Here is a 14,688-nt window from a genome sequence, read left to right as displayed (position 1 = left end):
TCCTTGAGCGTCACCACGCAGTTGGTGCCGGACGCGGCGCGGTAGAGCAGGTAGACCCGCCCCTGCCGGATCCCGCCGGCGGTCAACGTGGCCGAATCGATCACCTGGTAGCCGCTGCCGCACACCTGCGTCGCGGTGTACGGGTTCGCCTTCGGCGCCGCCGGCGGGCCGCTCGTCGGGGCGGGGGCGCCGGTGCTCGGCGCCGGTTCGCTCGGTGGCGCGGCGGTGCGGCTCGGCGTGGCCGACGGGGACCGGCCGGGCCGCCCCGCACGGCTCGGGCTCGGCGTCACCGGGCCGGCGTCGGCCGTCGTCGGCGCCACCGGATCGGCGACCGCCGACTCCCCGGCCACCGCGGTCGGGCCGGGCCCCGGACCCGGCTCGTCGGGGGAGCGCACCGCCGTCACGGCCACCGCGACCAGCACCGCGACCAGGACCACACCGGCCGCGCCGGCCAGCGCCACCGCCCGCCGCCCGCGTCGCGCCGGCTCCTCCCGCGTCGCCGGCCCCTGGTCCGACCCCGCCGACGAGGGGCCACCCGGGCCGGACCTCGGGTACGGGTCGCCCGCTCGGGGCGACGGGAACGCGCCGCCCGTACCCCGGCCCGGGAGGCCGGTCGGCGCGGACGCCGGGTTCGGGGGGCCGATCGGCGCGGACGCCGGGCTCGGGAGATCGGCCGGCGCGGACGCCGGGCCTGGTTCGGCGGGGCCGCTCACCGCCCACGGCGGGCGCGGCGGGACCGGCACGACGGCCAGCGTGGCGTCCCGGGCGTCCCGCGCGCCCTCGGCCAGGGCCAGCCCGGTCGGGAAGCGGTCGCGTGGGCTCTTCGCCAGCGCGCGTCGGACCACCTCGACCACCGCCGGGGGCGTGGTCGGCGGCAGCGGCGGCGGCTCGTCCTGCACGTGCCGCATCGCCACCTGCAGCGGGTTGTCGCCGTCGAAGGGCGGGCGGCCGGCCAGGCAGAAGTACGCCACCGCGCCGAGCGCGTACACGTCGGTGACCGGCGAGACGGGCTGGCCGGCGGCCTGCTCCGGGGACATGTACGAGGCGGTGCCGAGCACCATGTGGGCGGCGGTGATGCCGGCCATGGTGCTGGCCCGGGCGATGCCGAAGTCGACGAGCACCACCGTGCCGTCCCGCTTCACCAGCAGGTTGCCCGGCTTCACGTCGCGGTGCACGATGCCGGCGAGGTGGGCGGCGTGCAGCGCCTGCGCGGCCTGCCCCACCACCGACATGGTGGACGCCGGGTCGAGCCGGCCGGCCTGCCGCACCCAGCTCGACAGCGGCTGGCCGTCGACGTACTCCATCACCAGGTAGCTGACCTGGCTGCCGTCGGCGAGCACGGCCGAGCCGAAGTCGTGCACCTGCACGATGCCGGGGTGGCGCAGCGCGGCCAGCATCCGGGCCTCGGCGTGGAACCGGGTGGTGAACTCCGGGTCCGCGACCAGCGACGGCAGCAGCACCTTCACCGCGACGGCCCGGTCCAGGAGCGTGTCGGTGCACCTCCACACGGCGCCCATGCCGCCGGTGGCGACGCGTTCGTCCAGCCGGTACCGCTCGCTGAGCACCACTCCCGAAGTCAGCACCGCGACACCGTACCGGCCGGCGACCGGCATGATCCATGTGGCGGCGGGCCGTCGCGCGGCGGGCCGACTAGGCTTGCGGGGGTTTGGCGTCCCACGGGGCGACGGCGGCGAGGGGAGACGCGGCATGGCGTGGAGCTGGCGGTACGAGGGCACGAACGGCGAAGCGGTCGACGGGCCGGCTGAGTCGTTCCCGAATCAGGCGGACGCCGAGTCCTGGGTCGGCCAGACCTGGCGGGAGCTCGCGACGTCCGGCGTCACCACCGTCTCACTGGTCGAGGACGACCGGGTGGAATACCGGATGAGCCTGCAGCCCCCGGCCGAATGACCGGCTACGACCGCCCGGGCGACCCGCTGGTGCTCGGGGTCCCCCGGGCGGCGTTCCGGCCCAGCCCGATCTTCCTGGCGCTGGTCGCGCTCTTCGTGGCCGCCGGGGTGATGACCTGGAACCGGTACGGCAACGTCCGGTTCGACGTGTTCCTCTTCGTGGTGTCGGGCTGGCTGGTGTCGCTCTGCCTGCACGAGTACGCCCACGCCGTGATCGCCTACCGGGCCGGCGACCGGGACATCGCGCACCGCGGCTACCTGACGCTCAACCCGCTGAAGTACACCAGCCCGCTGCTGTCGATCGTGCTGCCGGTGGTCGTGGTGCTGCTCGGCGGCATCGGCCTGCCCGGCGGGGCGGTCTGGGTGGACCGGCACGCCATTCCCGGCCGGCTGCGGCACTCCCTGGTCAGCCTGGCCGGGCCGGCCACCAACGTGCTGTTCACGCTGGTGCTGGTGGCGGCGCTGACCTGGGGGCCCGACCTGGGCGGGCCGCTGGAGTTCTGGGCCGGCGTCGGGCTGCTCGCGTTCCTCCAGCTCACCGCCAGCGTGCTCAACCTGCTGCCGGTGCCGGGCCTGGACGGCGGCAACATGCTCCAGCCCTGGCTCAGCCCCGCCTACCGGCGGATGTACGACCTGTTCGCCCCGTACGGATTCATCCTGCTCTTCGCGCTGCTGTGGAGCCCGCAGATCAACCGGGTGTTCTTCGGCGGGGTCTTCGCCGTCGGCGAGGCGCTCGGCCTGCCCCGGGAGCTGTACCAGCTCGGGTTCTACCTGATCCGCTTCTGGCAGGGCTGACGCGCCGTCCCGGGCCGACGGTGACCGCCGGCCCGGGACCGGGCGTCACGGACGCTGGGCCGGGCTCTCGGTCTGCGCCGGGTCCCGCTCGGTGACCGGCTCGACGATCTCGTCGATCGCCTTGAGCAGCTCGGCGTCGAGCTTCACGCCGGCCGCCTTGACGTTGTCGTGCACCTGCTCGGGCCGGGACGCGCCGATGATGGCGGAGGCGACGTTCGGGTTCTGCAACACCCAGGCGATGGCGAGCTGCGGCATGGTCAGCCCGGCCTGCTCGGCCAGGGGCTTGAGCTTCTGCACCCGGGTGAGCACGTCGTCGGTGAGCCACTTGGCGATGAAGTCGGCGCCGGACTTCTCGTCGGTGGCGCGCGAGCCGGCCGGCGGCGGCTGACCCGGCAGGTACTTGCCGGAGAGCACGCCCTGGGCCATCGGCGACCAGACGATCTGGCCGATGCCCAGCTCCTCGCTGGCCGGGACGACCTCGGTCTCGATGACCCGCCACAGCATCGAGTACTGCGGCTGGTTGGAGATCAGCGGGATGCGCAGCTCACGGGCGAGCGCGTGGGCCTCGCGCAGCTGCGACGCCTTCCACTCCGAGACGCCGATGTAGTGCGCCTTGCCGGAGCGCACGACGTCGGCGAAGGCCTCCATCGTCTCCTCCAGCGGGGTGCTGTAGTCGTAGCGGTGGGCCTGGTAGAGGTCGACGTGGTCGGTCTGCAGGCGGCGCAGCGAGCCGTCGATCGACTCCATGATGTGCTTGCGGGACAGGCCCCGGTCGTTGCGGCCCGGGCCGGTCGGCCAGTACACCTTGGTGAAGATCTCCAGGCCCTCGCGACGCTCGCCCTTGAGCGCGCGGCCGAGCACCGACTCGGCGCGGGTGCCGGCGTAGACGTCGGCGGTGTCGAACGTGGTGATGCCGCTGTCGAGGGCGGCCCGCACGCACGCGACGGCGGCCTCCTCCTCGACCTGCGAGCCGTGGGTGATCCAGTTGCCGTACGAGATCTCGCTGACCATCAGGCCGGAGCGGCCCAGGTGTCGGAATTCCATGCTTCCGACCCTAGTCCGGCCCGCCGGCCGGTGCCGCGCGGCGTTCACGCCGGCAGCAGCGCGTCCCGCATCCGGGCGCCGAGCCACCGGCGGAAGCTCTCCTCGGTCCACCCGCACCGGTGCACCAGCGCCGCGTAGTGCGCCGGGTCGTTGTAGAACCACAGGCCGTCCACGGCACGCTCGGTGTCGGTGTCCGGCCGCAGCGGTCCGTCCAGGGTGAGCAGCCGGTCGACCACCATCCGGGCGCCCGCCCGGCGGTTGCGCAGCAGGGTCTCCCACAGCTCGGCCGCCTCCGGCGCCTCGTCCGCGGCCCGGCGCACGGTCTCGAACGCGCCGGCCGCGCGGTGGCCGATGAGCGTGCAGACCCCGGCGTACGCGTCGAGCACCCCGCCCTGGTCGGGCGCCTCCCAGACCGGTTGGAACCACTGACGCCGGGCCACCGGCACCGGCTCGTCGTCCCCGGCGAGCGCCTCGTCGAGCACCTGCCGCAGCAGCGCGGCCTTGGACCCGAACGCGGCGAACACGGTGGGCCGGGCGACGCCGGCCTCGGCCGCCACGTCGGCCAGCGACGTCGCCGCGTATCCGCGTGCGACGAACAGCTCGGTCGCGGCCCGCACCACCGCCTGCCGGGTGCGGCGGGCGTTCTCCTCGCGCACCGGGGAGCGGTAGGGGCGCTTTCCGTCCTTGACTCCAGCCATGACGTCGCGATACTAACCGTATATTCACCAGACTGCTGGCTATCGAATATCCGCCTGTCCATCGGAGAGCCGGGAGGCCCCCATGTCCATCCGCCCCTACCTGCTCGGCCCCGACGACGGCGAGGCCCACTGGTTCCTCGGCAGCCTGTGCACCGTGAAGGCAGGTGGCCGGCACACCCGGGACCGGCTCACCGTCGCCGAGTTCGTCAACCCGCCCGGCTTCGCCCCGCCGCTGCACCGCCACCAGGTCGAGGACGAGATGTTCTACGTGCTCTCCGGCACCGCCCGGTTCCACTGCGACGGGCAGAGCCTCACCGCCGGCCCCGGGGACTTCGTCCTGCTGCCGGTGGGGATCGCGCACAGCTTCGTGGTCGGCCCCGACGAGCCGCTGCGCGCGCTCCAGATCACCACACCCGCCGGGTTCGAGCGGTTCGCCGCCGAGGCCGGCGTACCCGCGCCGGAACGCCGGCTGCCCGACCCCGGCCCGGTCGACCCGGCCGCGCTCGGGCACGCCGCCGCCCGCAACGGCATCGAGCTGCTGGGGCCCCCGCCGACGGCGTGAGACCGGGTCAGAGCACCGGGCTGGCGTCGGTGAGCAGCCGGTCGATCTCGGCGGCGACCTCCGCGCGGGCCCGGTGCACCGGATCGATCAGCGGCTCACCGCGCCGGTCCAACGCGCCCCACCGCCCCGACTCGGTGGTGACCAGGAACGCCACCGGGTGCACCACCAGCGTCGGGTACGCGGGCGCCACCACCACCCGGCCGCCCCGGTCCACCACGCCCCGGCGGCCGGCCAGCTCGACCACGGCCAGACCGTCGGAGGTGAAGCCGTCCAGGTGCCGGCCGTCGGCCAGCGACGTGCCCAGACCGTGGTAGCGGGTCGGCACCACCACCGCCCCGGTCCGGTCCACCGCACCCCAGCCGCCGTTCTGCCGGACCGCCGCCAGCCCGTTGCGGAACGGCCGGGCCTCCTCGTACCCGGGTGGGATCTTCACGATGTTCATCTGGTCGACGGCCATCCACCGGCCCTTGCCGTCCATGGACACCCAGGACAGTCCCTCGGAGAACGGGCCCACCGCCCGGTAGCCGTTGTTCGCCTCGATCAGCGCCGCGCCGGTGCCGTCGATGAGCGCCCAGCGGGACGCCTCCGGCCGACGCACCCAGGCCAGCCCCTCGTGGAACGGCTGGGCCTCCGCGTACCGGTAGGCGACGACCAGCTCGCCGTCGGCGTCCGCGTACCCCCAGAGCTGCTGCTCCTCGTCGAACGTCGGCACCGGGTAGCGCGGCGTGCCCAGGATCTCCTCCCGGCTGCGCGGCGCCGGACCGAAGCCGCCGTCCGCGGCCCGCTCGGCCACCGCGTCCAGCGCGACCACGGTACGCGCGTTGAGCGGCCCGTCCTCGCCCTGCCGCATGTCCAGCGCCCGCTCGAAGTGCAGGCACGCCTCGGTCAGCCGGCCCTGGTCGAAGCAGGAACGCCCGGCGTGCTCGTGCAGCAACGCGCGCAGCCGGTCGGGCAGCTCCGGCGAGTTGGCCTCGGCGAAGAGCCGGTCGGCCTCCGCGTGCTCCGCACGCCAGCGCAGCACCTCGGCGAGGCGGGCGCGGGCCAGCGCGGTCCGCCGCAACTCACCGGTGGCCTCCGCGTACGTGAGGGCGAGCCGCGCGTCGGCGACCGCGTCGTCCAGGTCCCCGAGGACCCGGGACGCCACCGACCGGAGGCTGAGCAGCCGGGCCCGGCTGCGGTTGTCCAACGCGGTGTCGAGCTTGCCGGTGAGACCGTCCCGGATCCGCCGCAACTCGTCCGGGTCGGGGGCCTCCTCGCGCAGCGTCCCCGGGTGCAGCCGCCACCCCACGGCGGCCAGTGCCTGCTCCGGGTCGACCGGCGGCTCCGGCTCGGGAGCGGACGCCCCGGCCTCCGGTCCCGCCTCCCGGGCACCCGAATCCGCCGCCCCGCCCGAGCCGGCGTCGACGGTCGGTCCCTCACCCGCCGCCGCGTCGCCCCGCACCGGCTCCGCCGGGACCCCGTCCGGCTCACCGCCGGGCGCGCCGCTCACCGCGTCGTCCTCGGTACGCGCCGAGGCCCCGGCGGTGCCGACCTCGGCCGTGGTCGCGCCCCGGTCCGCGCCGGCGTCGGTCCCGTCGGTCGAGGTGTCGCTCCGCCCCGCGCCGGCGTCGGTCCCGTCGGTCGAGGTGTCGCTCCGCCCCGCGCCGGCGTCGGTCCCGTCGGTCGAGGTGTCGCTCTGCTTCGCGGTGGTGCCGGGCGCTGTTGCCGGGGTGTCCTGGCCTGCGGTGGTGCTGGCCGGTGTCGTCGGGGTGTCGTGTTTCGTGGTGGTGTTGGTCGGCGCTGTCGGGGCGTTCTGGTTCGTGGTGGTGCCGATGGGTGCTGTGGGGGCGTCGGTGCTCTCGGAACGGGTGGCACCGGCCGAGGCCAACGAGGCGGGCGTCGGCGCCGGGCCCGCTGGCGACGGCGAGGGTGCCGACGCCGGAGCGGGTGGTGCGGAGGTGACGCGCGGCCCATCGCCGAGGACCGGTTCGGTCGTCGTCCCGTCATACCCGGTGGGGCTCGGCGTGCCGGGCCCGGACGTCGGCGGCCGTGGCTCCACGCCGGGCCGGGACGCGTCGGTCCGCAGGGCCTCGACCGTGGTCGCGGAGTCCGGTACGGCGGCTGCCACCCCGGCGGCGTTCGGTTTCGGAGGTTGCGGGACGCCCGCCTCGCTGACGGGCGAGTCCGTGACGCTCGGTTCCGGGCCGGTGTCCTCGGCGCTCGCCCGCTCCGCAAGGGCCCCGTCCGTTGCGGCCCGTTCCGTCGCGGTGTCCGCCGTCGCGGCGAGCAACTCGGCGGCCTGCTCGGTCGCGGCCTGCCCCGGGTGGGCCGGTGCGATGGCCCGGTCCACCCCGTTCGCGGTACCGCCGGACGTCGCCGATCCGGTGCGCCCGGCCGTGTCGACGGACGCCACGAGATCACGGGCGTCGACGCCGGATTCGCCCGCTCCACCGGTGGCGGCCCCCGACTCGACCGCTCCACGGAGGCCGACCAGCCGCCCCTCCGCCCCCGCCTCCTCACCCGCGCGAGATCTTGGAAGGAAAGGGCCCTCATGGGGGCCGGAATCTTCCAAGATCTCCGGTGTTGCCTCCGCGGCGGGGGCCGGGCCGGCTGCTCCGGCCCGGCCGGTGGAGGTGGACGGGGCAGCCGGCTCCGCGAGGTCGACCGGCTCCACGGAAGCGACGGGCTGCGCGAGAGCGGGCGGCGGTACGGAGTCGGCCGGCTTCGTCGCTTCGGCCAGGTTCACGGAGCCGGCGGGCCCGGCCGGGTGACCGAGGTCGGCCGGGTTCGGGGAGTCGGCGGGCGTCATGGGGTCGGCCGGGTGCCCGGGGTCGGCCGGGTGCATGGGGCGGCCCGACTGCGCGGGGGTGGCCGGCCTCGTCGCGGCGGTCACCGGCTGGTCGGCCTCCCGGATGACGCCGGTGACGGTGGCCCCGCTGTAGCGGTCGCCGGAGTGCGGGAGGCCCGCCGGCTCCGCGGCATGGTGGGTGTCGGCCTCGACCAGTCGGTCGGCTCCGGGACGGTCGGCGCTGTCCGCGGGCCCCGACTCGGCCGCGGCGGACCCGGCGACCGTCGCGTCCTGGTCCGCAGGTCGCGTACCCGCCTCCTGGTCCCCGGTGGCCGTCGGTCGGTTCGGTCGGAACCAGGCTTCCGCGCCCGCGCCCGCAGCCTGCGGTGCGGGACCTGCCCCCGCCGGGGAATGCCCGCTGCCGGCCCGTTCCGGCCGTTCCTCGACCGCTCGGCCGTCCTGCGCTCGGCCCGGCCGCTCCTCGACCCGGTCGGCGTTCGTGCCGGTCGGAGGTTGACCGTTGTCCATCGGCGGGGTCGGCGGGGTCGGCCGTGTTTCCGGGCCGGGCGGAAGGTCGGCGGCGGCGCGCGGCTCGGACGCCGCCGCGGAGCCGGGATGGTCGGTCGTGCCGACCTGGGGGCCGGTGGCCGGTCCCCGCTCCGGTCCCGAGGCGGTGTCGGTCCCGGCCTTGGTGATCGTGCTGTGGGTCGTATCGGATCCGGCCTCGGTGACCGGGCCTCGGGTCGTCCCGGTCCCGGTCCCGGCCCCGGCGACTGTGCGGTGGGTGGCGTCGGTCCCGGCCCCGGTGACCGTGCTGTGGGTCGTGTCGGTGCGCGCCCCGGTGACCGGGCCCTCCTCGGGCCGCTGATCCGTACCCGGCTGCGGCCCGCCAGGCGCTCGGGGGGCGGGTGGGGTCGCTGTCTCCGGGCGGCGGTCGGCGGGTGGTGTCGGGACGGTCTGACGCGGGTGAGCCTCGGTGGGTCCGGTCGGTGCGGGCAGGGGCGCGCCGCTTCCGACGGCCGGGGTCGACGAGGGGCCTGGGTAGACGGGCGGTGCCGGGCGGGCCGGCGGGGCCTGGGTCGGGCCCGGCCGGGCGGTCGGGCGCGGGTCCGGGCGATCCGCGTGCCGGGTCGGCGCTGCCGGTGGGACAGGCTCGCCGGACCCGTTCGTCAGCGGTGCGGACCTGCCGGCGTCCGTCGGCGCGGCCGGCTCGCCGGGGCGGGGGATCGACGGCGCGGCCGGCTCCCCGGGGCGGGGGATCGACGGCACGGGTCCGGTTCCGGGCGTGTCACGGACGGGCGCGGCCGGCGTCGGGCCGGCGGCCACCCGCCGGTCGGGCTCAGCGGCGGCTGGACGGCGGGTCTCGTCGTAGCGTCCCGGTCCCTCCGACCGGTGCGGGTCCTCCGGACGCGCCGGCGGTACGGGACGTGCCGGCACGTTCTCGGCGCCGGGCACGGTCGGTCCCTCGCCGGGGCGGACCGGTGCTGCCGTCGGCGTGATCCCGTCCGGTCGTACCGCGGCGGGCCGGGGTCGGGCGTCGTCGGGGCGGGTGCGAGCGGCGGGCTCGACCGGAGCCGCACCCCGGGCGTCGGGGACACGGGTCGACGGATGCCCGTCCGGCCGTGCCGTCCACTGCTCGGACCGGGGCCGGTACTCGGCGCTCGCGGCGACGTCGGACCGTCTGCCGTCCTGCTCCGGCTGCGGTCGGCCGGACCCGGGCCGGCCCGAGGCGGCCGGCGGCCGAGAATCCCGCGCCTCCGGGCGGGTGCCGGGCTGACCGGCGCGGACGTCCACGGCCGGGGACCGAGGGTCGCGCGGCTCCGGGCGGGTGCCGGGCTGACCGGGGCGGGCGTCCACGGCGGGGGACCGAGGGTCGCGCGGCTCCGCGCGGGTGCCGGCCGGGTCGGGGCGGCCTTCCACGGCGGGCGGTCGCGCATCGCGTGGTTCCGGACGCGGGGTGGCCTGACCGGGACGGGCGTCCACGGCGGGCGGCCGGACGTCCCGCGGTTCGGGGCGGCCGGCGCCGGGCTGGTCGGGGCGGCGACCGTCGGGGCGTGCGCCGTCGACGGGCTGGACCGGGTATCCGGGCGGCGTCGGGCGGGCCACCGGCGGGCGGTGCCGCTCGTCGGGCCGGTAGGCGGCGGGCTCGACCCGTGGACGCGGCTCGACGACCGGCCACTCGCCCTGGTGGGAACGGGCCCGGTCGGCGGGCGGGCGCTGCCCGTCCCACCGCTGGTCGGCGGCGGGGCGGGGAGGGCCGTACCGGTCGGGCTCGGTGCGGGGGCGCCCGCTCTCGGGCGCCTGGCGGTGGGTCTCGGGGTACGCGGCGGCATCGCGGCGCGGCGCGCCGCCGTCCCACCGGCTTCCCGCCGGCTCACGCCGCTCGGCCGGGGGACGGGCCCCGGGGTCACGCCAACCGTCGCGGCCGTCCCGCTCCGGCGACGCCATCGGATGGTCCCGCCGGTCGACCGGCCGACCGGGACCGGCCTCACGTCGACCGTCGAGGGACGCCTCCCGGTGGCCGTGGGGGAGGGCGTCCCGACGCGGGTCGAACGCCGGACCGCGGCGACCGTCCGGGGTGGCCTCGTGGTCGTCCCCGGGGACACGTCGGCCGTCCACCGGGCGGCGGCGCTCGGACCAGCCCGGGCCGGCGTGCGGGACCTCGTTCGGTTCCGGCACCCAACCCGGCTCGGATCCGGGCGGGGCCGGTCGGTGCGACGCCGCGGCGGGACGTACCCACCGCTGGTCGGCGCGCTCCGGGCCGGGCCGGTGCCGCTCCTCGGGCCAGGGCCGCCGGTCGTCCGGGCCCGGTCCGTCCGGACGACCGTTCCGGTCGCGCGGCCCCGCGCCGCCGGGGTGCGACCCGCGCGAACCGTCCGCGGCGGCCGGACTCACCGGGTACGACGCACGACGCCCGTCCGGGCCGGCCGGAGTGGACGGACGGGCCTCGCGCGGTCCGGCGGGGCTGAGCGGGTAGGCCTCGCGCGGTCCGGCGGGGCTGACCGGGTAGGTACCGCGCGGCCCGGCGGGGCTGACCGGGTAGGTGCCGCGCGGTCCGGCGGGGCTGGTCGGACGGGCCTCGCGCGGTCCGGCGGGGCTGACCGGGTACGAGCCACGCGGGCTCGCGGGGCTCACCGGGTACGCGTCGTCGGGGCGGGGACCGGCGGGGCTGACCGGGTGCTCGACACCCGGAGCGGGGCTGACCGGGCGTACCTCGGCGCGTCCGACCACGGCGCGACGGCGGGGCGGAGGCGTCAGGTTCTCGAGGCCGATGTCGCCGGGGTAGCGCTGTCCGGGGAACTGCGGCTCCCACTCGTGGGTGGGCTCGGCGGCCCAGGCCGGTTCGGCCGGCTCGCGCCAGCTGCCCCAGCCACTCATCGGCAGCCCCTCCCGCCGCTCGCGCGGCGCGGCCCCGGGGCCGGCTCGCGTCGCTCGCTCACGGCGGTGTCACCTCGTTGGAAATTGTCGCGCTGGGCACCGGACGTGCCGGTAGAGTCGCCCGGTCCAGCACGTCGTGGCTGCGGAAGGAGGGTAACGGCGTGGGCTCGGTCACCGCCACTGTGGGACCACCCACGGACGCACACGTTACCCCATGGTTTCGGACATTCGGCGCGATAGTGGCGGCCGGCTTCCGCCGGTACGCGACCTACCGCCAGGCCGCGGTGGCGGGCGTCGTCACCAACACCGTGTTCGGCTTCCTGCGCTGCTACATCTTCCTCGCCGCGACCGGCGCGGCCGGCGCCGTGGCCGGTTACGACCGGACGCAGCTCGCCACGTTCGTCTGGGCCGGGCAGGGCCTGCTGGCGGTGATCGCCATCTGGGGCTGGACCGACCTGGCCGACCGGATCCGCACCGGCGAGGTGGCCGCCGACCTGCTGCGGCCGGTGCACCCGGTGACCAGCTACCTCGCGGTCGACCTCGGCCGGGCCGGGTTCGCCGCGCTGGCCCGGCTGGTACCGCCGCTGGTGGTCGGCCCGCTCTTCTTCGCCGTCTACCTGCCCCGGCACTGGGCCACCGTGCCGTTGTTCCTGCTCTCCACGCTGCTTGCCGTGGTGGTCTGCTTCGGCTGCCGCTACCTGGTCAACGCCACCGCCTACTGGCTCCAGGACGTCCGCGGTCCGATGATCCTCTGGACGCTCGGCTCGGGCGTGCTGGCCGGGCTCTACTTCCCGCTGGGCTTCCTCCCCGGCTGGCTGGAGGCCACCCTGCGGTACGCCACTCCGTTCCCCAGCATCCTGCAGGTTCCGCTGGACGTGCTGGTCGAGCGCGAGCCGATGTCGACCGGTCTCGGCCTGGTCGGGCTGCAACTGGTCTGGGCGGTGCTGCTGCTGGCGCTCTGCCGGCTGGTCCAGCGCCGTGCCGAGCGCCGCCTGGTGGTTCAGGGTGGCTGAGCGCGACAGCGCGCCCAGGGTGGCTGAGCGCGACAGCGCGCCCAGGGTGGCTGAGCGCGACAGCGCGCCCAGGGTGGCTGAGCGCGAGAGCGCGCTGCGGGCGTACCGGGCGCTGCTCGGGGCGCAGGCCCGCTCGCAGGCCGCCTACCGCACCTCGTTCGTGGTGGACCTGGTCGGCAACCTGGGCGCGACCGTGTTCGACGTGGTCACCGTCCTGGTGATCTTCGGGGTGACCCGTGAGCTGGGCGGGTTCACGCTGCGCGAGACGCTCGTCGTGGTCGGGCTGTCGTCGTGCGCCTTCGCCGCCGCCGACCTGCTGGTCGGCAACATCGAACGGCTGCCCCGGTACGTCCGCACCGGCCTGTTCGACGCCGTGCTGGTCCGCCCGCTCGCGGCGCTGCCCCAGCTGCTGCTGATGGACCTGCCGCTGCGCAAGGTGTCCCGGGCCGTGTTCGGGCTGGCCGTGCTGCTGTACGCGCTCGCCTCGGCGGGGATCGACTGGACCCCGGGCCGGGTGGCGCTGGCCGTGGTCGCCCCGCCGGCCGCTGTGGTGTTCTTCGCGTCGGTCTTCGTCACCACCGCCACGGTGTCGTTCTACTGGGTCGACTCGGGGGAGATGGCCAACTCGGTGACCTACGGGGGGCGCGACTTCACCTCGTACCCGATCACCGTCTACGGCGGCTGGTTCCGCGCGCTGTTCGCGTACGGGATGGGGTTCGCCTTCGTCAGTTACCACCCGGCGCTGGCGCTGCTCGGCCGCGCCGACCCGCTCGGCCTGCCGCCCTGGGTGGGGTGGGCCTCGCCGGGCGTCGCGCTGGTCGCGGCGGCGGTCGCCGCCCTGGCCTGGCGGGTCGGGATCCGTCACTACCGGAGTACGGGGTCATGAACGTCATCGAGACGGACGGGCTGCGCAAGGAGTTCACGGTCCGGGTCAGGGCCGGGGCGCTGCGCCGCGAGAAGCGGACGGTGACCGCTGTCGACGGGGTCGACCTGCGGGTGGAGCGCGGCGAGATGCTCGGCTACATCGGGCCCAACGGCGCCGGGAAGTCGACCACGCTGAAGATGCTGACCGGGGTGCTGACGCCGTCGGCGGGCCACGCCCGGGTCTGCGGGCTGCGGCCGGTGGCCGACCGGACCCGGTTGGCGTTGCGTATCGGGGTGGTGTTCGGGCAGCGTTCGCAGCTCTGGTGGGACCTGCCGCTGCGGGACTCGTTCGACCTGCTGCGGCACGTCTACCGGGTGCCGGCCGCCGCGCACGCCGCCCGGCTGGCCCGGTGCCGGGACCTGCTCGACCTGGACGCGTTCCTGGACACCCCGGTCCGGCAGCTCTCCCTCGGTCAACGGATGCGCGGCGAGCTGACCGCGGCGCTGCTGCACGGCCCGGAGGTGCTCTTCCTGGACGAGCCCACCATCGGGCTGGACGTGGTCAGCAAGCAGGCGGTCCGTGGCTTCCTGGCCGAGCTGGGCCGGGCCGGTGACACCACGCTGGTGCTCACCACGCACGACCTGGCCGACATCGAACGGCTCTGCCGTCGGCTGGTGGTGATCGACCACGGGCGGGTGGTGCACGACGGCTCGATCGCCGAGCTGCACCGCCGGTACGGGTCGCGCCGGATGGTGGTCGCCGAACTGGACGCCGCGCTGCCGGAGCCGCCGGTGCTGCCCGGCGCGCCGGTGCAGCGGGTGGAGGCGGACGGCCGGCGGCTGGTCTTCGCGCTGGAGGCGGCGAGCGTGGCGGAGGTGGTGGCGGGGCTCGCCGGCCTGGCCACGTTGCGGGACATCTCGATCGTCGAGCCGGACATCGAGGAGGTCGTCGCCCGGCTCTACCGCAGTGAAAGGAAGGGCCCCCTCTTAACGCCTGGCGTATAGGAAGGGGCCCCGCTTAACACGTGTGCGCGCCGGTCAGACCTTGTCGCCGATGTTGACCCGGGGGGCGGGGGCGCGCATCTTGCGGAACGTGATCGACCGCATGATCGCGTAGAAGTAGAGCGACCCCAGCTTCTCGGTGCTCTTCGGGAAGCGCTCGCGGACCAGCTTCTTGATCTTCCGGGCGATCAGCACGGAGTCGATCAGCACGCCGAGGGCCAGCGCGCCCCAGAGCAGGTTCGACACCAGTCGCACCTGCGGCGGCATGGCCTGGTTGGAGCCGACCAGGACGATCAGCGCGCCGCCGAAGAACCAGGTGCCGACCGTACGCCGGGAGTCGACCACGTTGCGGGCCAGCAGCCGCTCCGGGCCCCGGTCGCGTGGCCCGCCCTCGCGGCGGAACTCGGCCGCGGCCTCGGCGCGTGCCGCGCGGCGCTGCTCCCGGGCCTCCTCCTTGGTCAGCGCGCGGGCCGGGGCGGCCGGACGGCGACCGGCGGCGGGGCGCTTCGGGGTGGTCTGCCCGAGTTCCTTCTTGCTGGGCGTGTAGCCCCGGGGACGGGCGGAGGACTCCTCGTCGGTCGTCACCGGGGTGACGGACTCCTCGACGAGGTCGGCTGACTTGCGACGAAACAACGACGGCACGCCGGCAAGGGTAGCC

10 protein-coding genes and 1 pseudogene are annotated in these 14,688 nt (G+C 76.1%); 6 read left to right on the top strand and 5 right to left on the bottom strand.

Annotated elements, in window-relative coordinates; translation table 11 throughout:
- Positions 1 to 284: 284 nt before the first annotated feature.
- A pseudogene (locus ACN27B_RS01275) lies at positions 285 to 1,583 on the bottom strand (protein kinase domain-containing protein); the annotation flags it as partial.
- 124 nt (positions 1,584 to 1,707) lie between these two features.
- Here ACN27B_RS01275 and ACN27B_RS01270 point away from each other — a divergent pair.
- Positions 1,708 to 1,908 (top strand): hypothetical protein, encoded by a 201-nt coding sequence (locus tag ACN27B_RS01270; RefSeq protein ID WP_422743096.1) that lies wholly within the window; start codon positions 1,708 to 1,710, stop codon positions 1,906 to 1,908.
- Complete coding sequence (locus ACN27B_RS01265) at positions 1,905 to 2,702, top strand: site-2 protease family protein (protein ID WP_099164219.1); 798 nt, start codon at positions 1,905 to 1,907, stop codon at positions 2,700 to 2,702. The genes ACN27B_RS01270 and ACN27B_RS01265 overlap by 4 nt, the downstream gene beginning before the upstream one ends.
- Before the next feature lie 45 nt (positions 2,703 to 2,747).
- Here the strand turns inward: ACN27B_RS01265 and ACN27B_RS01260 are convergent, their stop codons facing one another.
- Positions 2,748 to 3,746 (bottom strand): aldo/keto reductase family protein, encoded by a 999-nt coding sequence (locus tag ACN27B_RS01260; protein WP_099164220.1) that lies wholly within the window; start codon positions 3,744 to 3,746, stop codon positions 2,748 to 2,750.
- A gap of 44 nt (positions 3,747 to 3,790) precedes the next feature.
- Entirely contained in the window at positions 3,791 to 4,444 is a 654-nt protein-coding gene (locus ACN27B_RS01255) for a TetR/AcrR family transcriptional regulator (RefSeq protein ID WP_099164221.1), read from the bottom strand.
- 82 nt (positions 4,445 to 4,526) lie between these two features.
- Here ACN27B_RS01255 and ACN27B_RS01250 point away from each other — a divergent pair, with 82 nt between their 5' ends.
- Positions 4,527 to 5,006 carry a quercetin 2,3-dioxygenase gene (locus tag ACN27B_RS01250; protein WP_357961409.1) on the top strand — a complete coding sequence of 160 codons (480 nt, stop codon included), beginning with the start codon at positions 4,527 to 4,529 and terminating at the stop codon, positions 5,004 to 5,006.
- A 7-nt stretch (positions 5,007 to 5,013) separates the two neighbouring features.
- Here ACN27B_RS01250 and ACN27B_RS01245 read toward each other — a convergent pair whose 3' ends face one another.
- Positions 5,014 to 6,873, bottom strand: coding sequence for a WG repeat-containing protein (locus ACN27B_RS01245; RefSeq protein WP_422743093.1), 1,860 nt, complete (start codon positions 6,871 to 6,873; stop codon positions 5,014 to 5,016).
- Between the two features lie 4,439 nt (positions 6,874 to 11,312).
- On the opposite strand from ACN27B_RS01245, the gene ACN27B_RS01240 reads away from it, so the two are divergent.
- From ACN27B_RS01240 to ACN27B_RS01230, 3 genes are all read left to right on the top strand, one after another.
- Positions 11,313 to 12,164: an ABC transporter permease gene (locus tag ACN27B_RS01240; protein WP_422743091.1), complete on the top strand. Its 852-nt coding sequence runs from the start codon at positions 11,313 to 11,315 to the stop codon at positions 12,162 to 12,164.
- Between the two features lie 73 nt (positions 12,165 to 12,237).
- A complete protein-coding gene (locus tag ACN27B_RS01235; protein WP_253866238.1) occupies positions 12,238 to 13,050 on the top strand; it encodes an ABC transporter permease in 813 nt (270 codons plus the stop codon).
- Positions 13,047 to 14,033: an ABC transporter ATP-binding protein gene (locus tag ACN27B_RS01230; RefSeq protein ID WP_099164224.1), complete on the top strand. Its 987-nt coding sequence runs from the start codon at positions 13,047 to 13,049 to the stop codon at positions 14,031 to 14,033. Before ACN27B_RS01235 ends, ACN27B_RS01230 begins: the two co-directional genes overlap by 4 nt.
- 33 nt (positions 14,034 to 14,066) lie before the next feature.
- Here the strand turns inward: ACN27B_RS01230 and ACN27B_RS01225 are convergent, their stop codons facing one another.
- A complete protein-coding gene (locus tag ACN27B_RS01225) occupies positions 14,067 to 14,672 on the bottom strand; it encodes a DUF3043 domain-containing protein (protein WP_099164225.1) in 606 nt (201 codons plus the stop codon).
- Positions 14,673 to 14,688: the final 16 nt, after the last annotated feature.

This window comes from Micromonospora sp. WMMD754, assembly GCF_049315235.1.
Taxonomy (GTDB): Bacteria; Actinomycetota; Actinomycetes; order Mycobacteriales; family Micromonosporaceae; genus Micromonospora; species Micromonospora sediminicola.
Note: the sequence above shows the minus strand (reverse complement) of the source record. Positions and strands in the feature narration are given on the sequence as shown.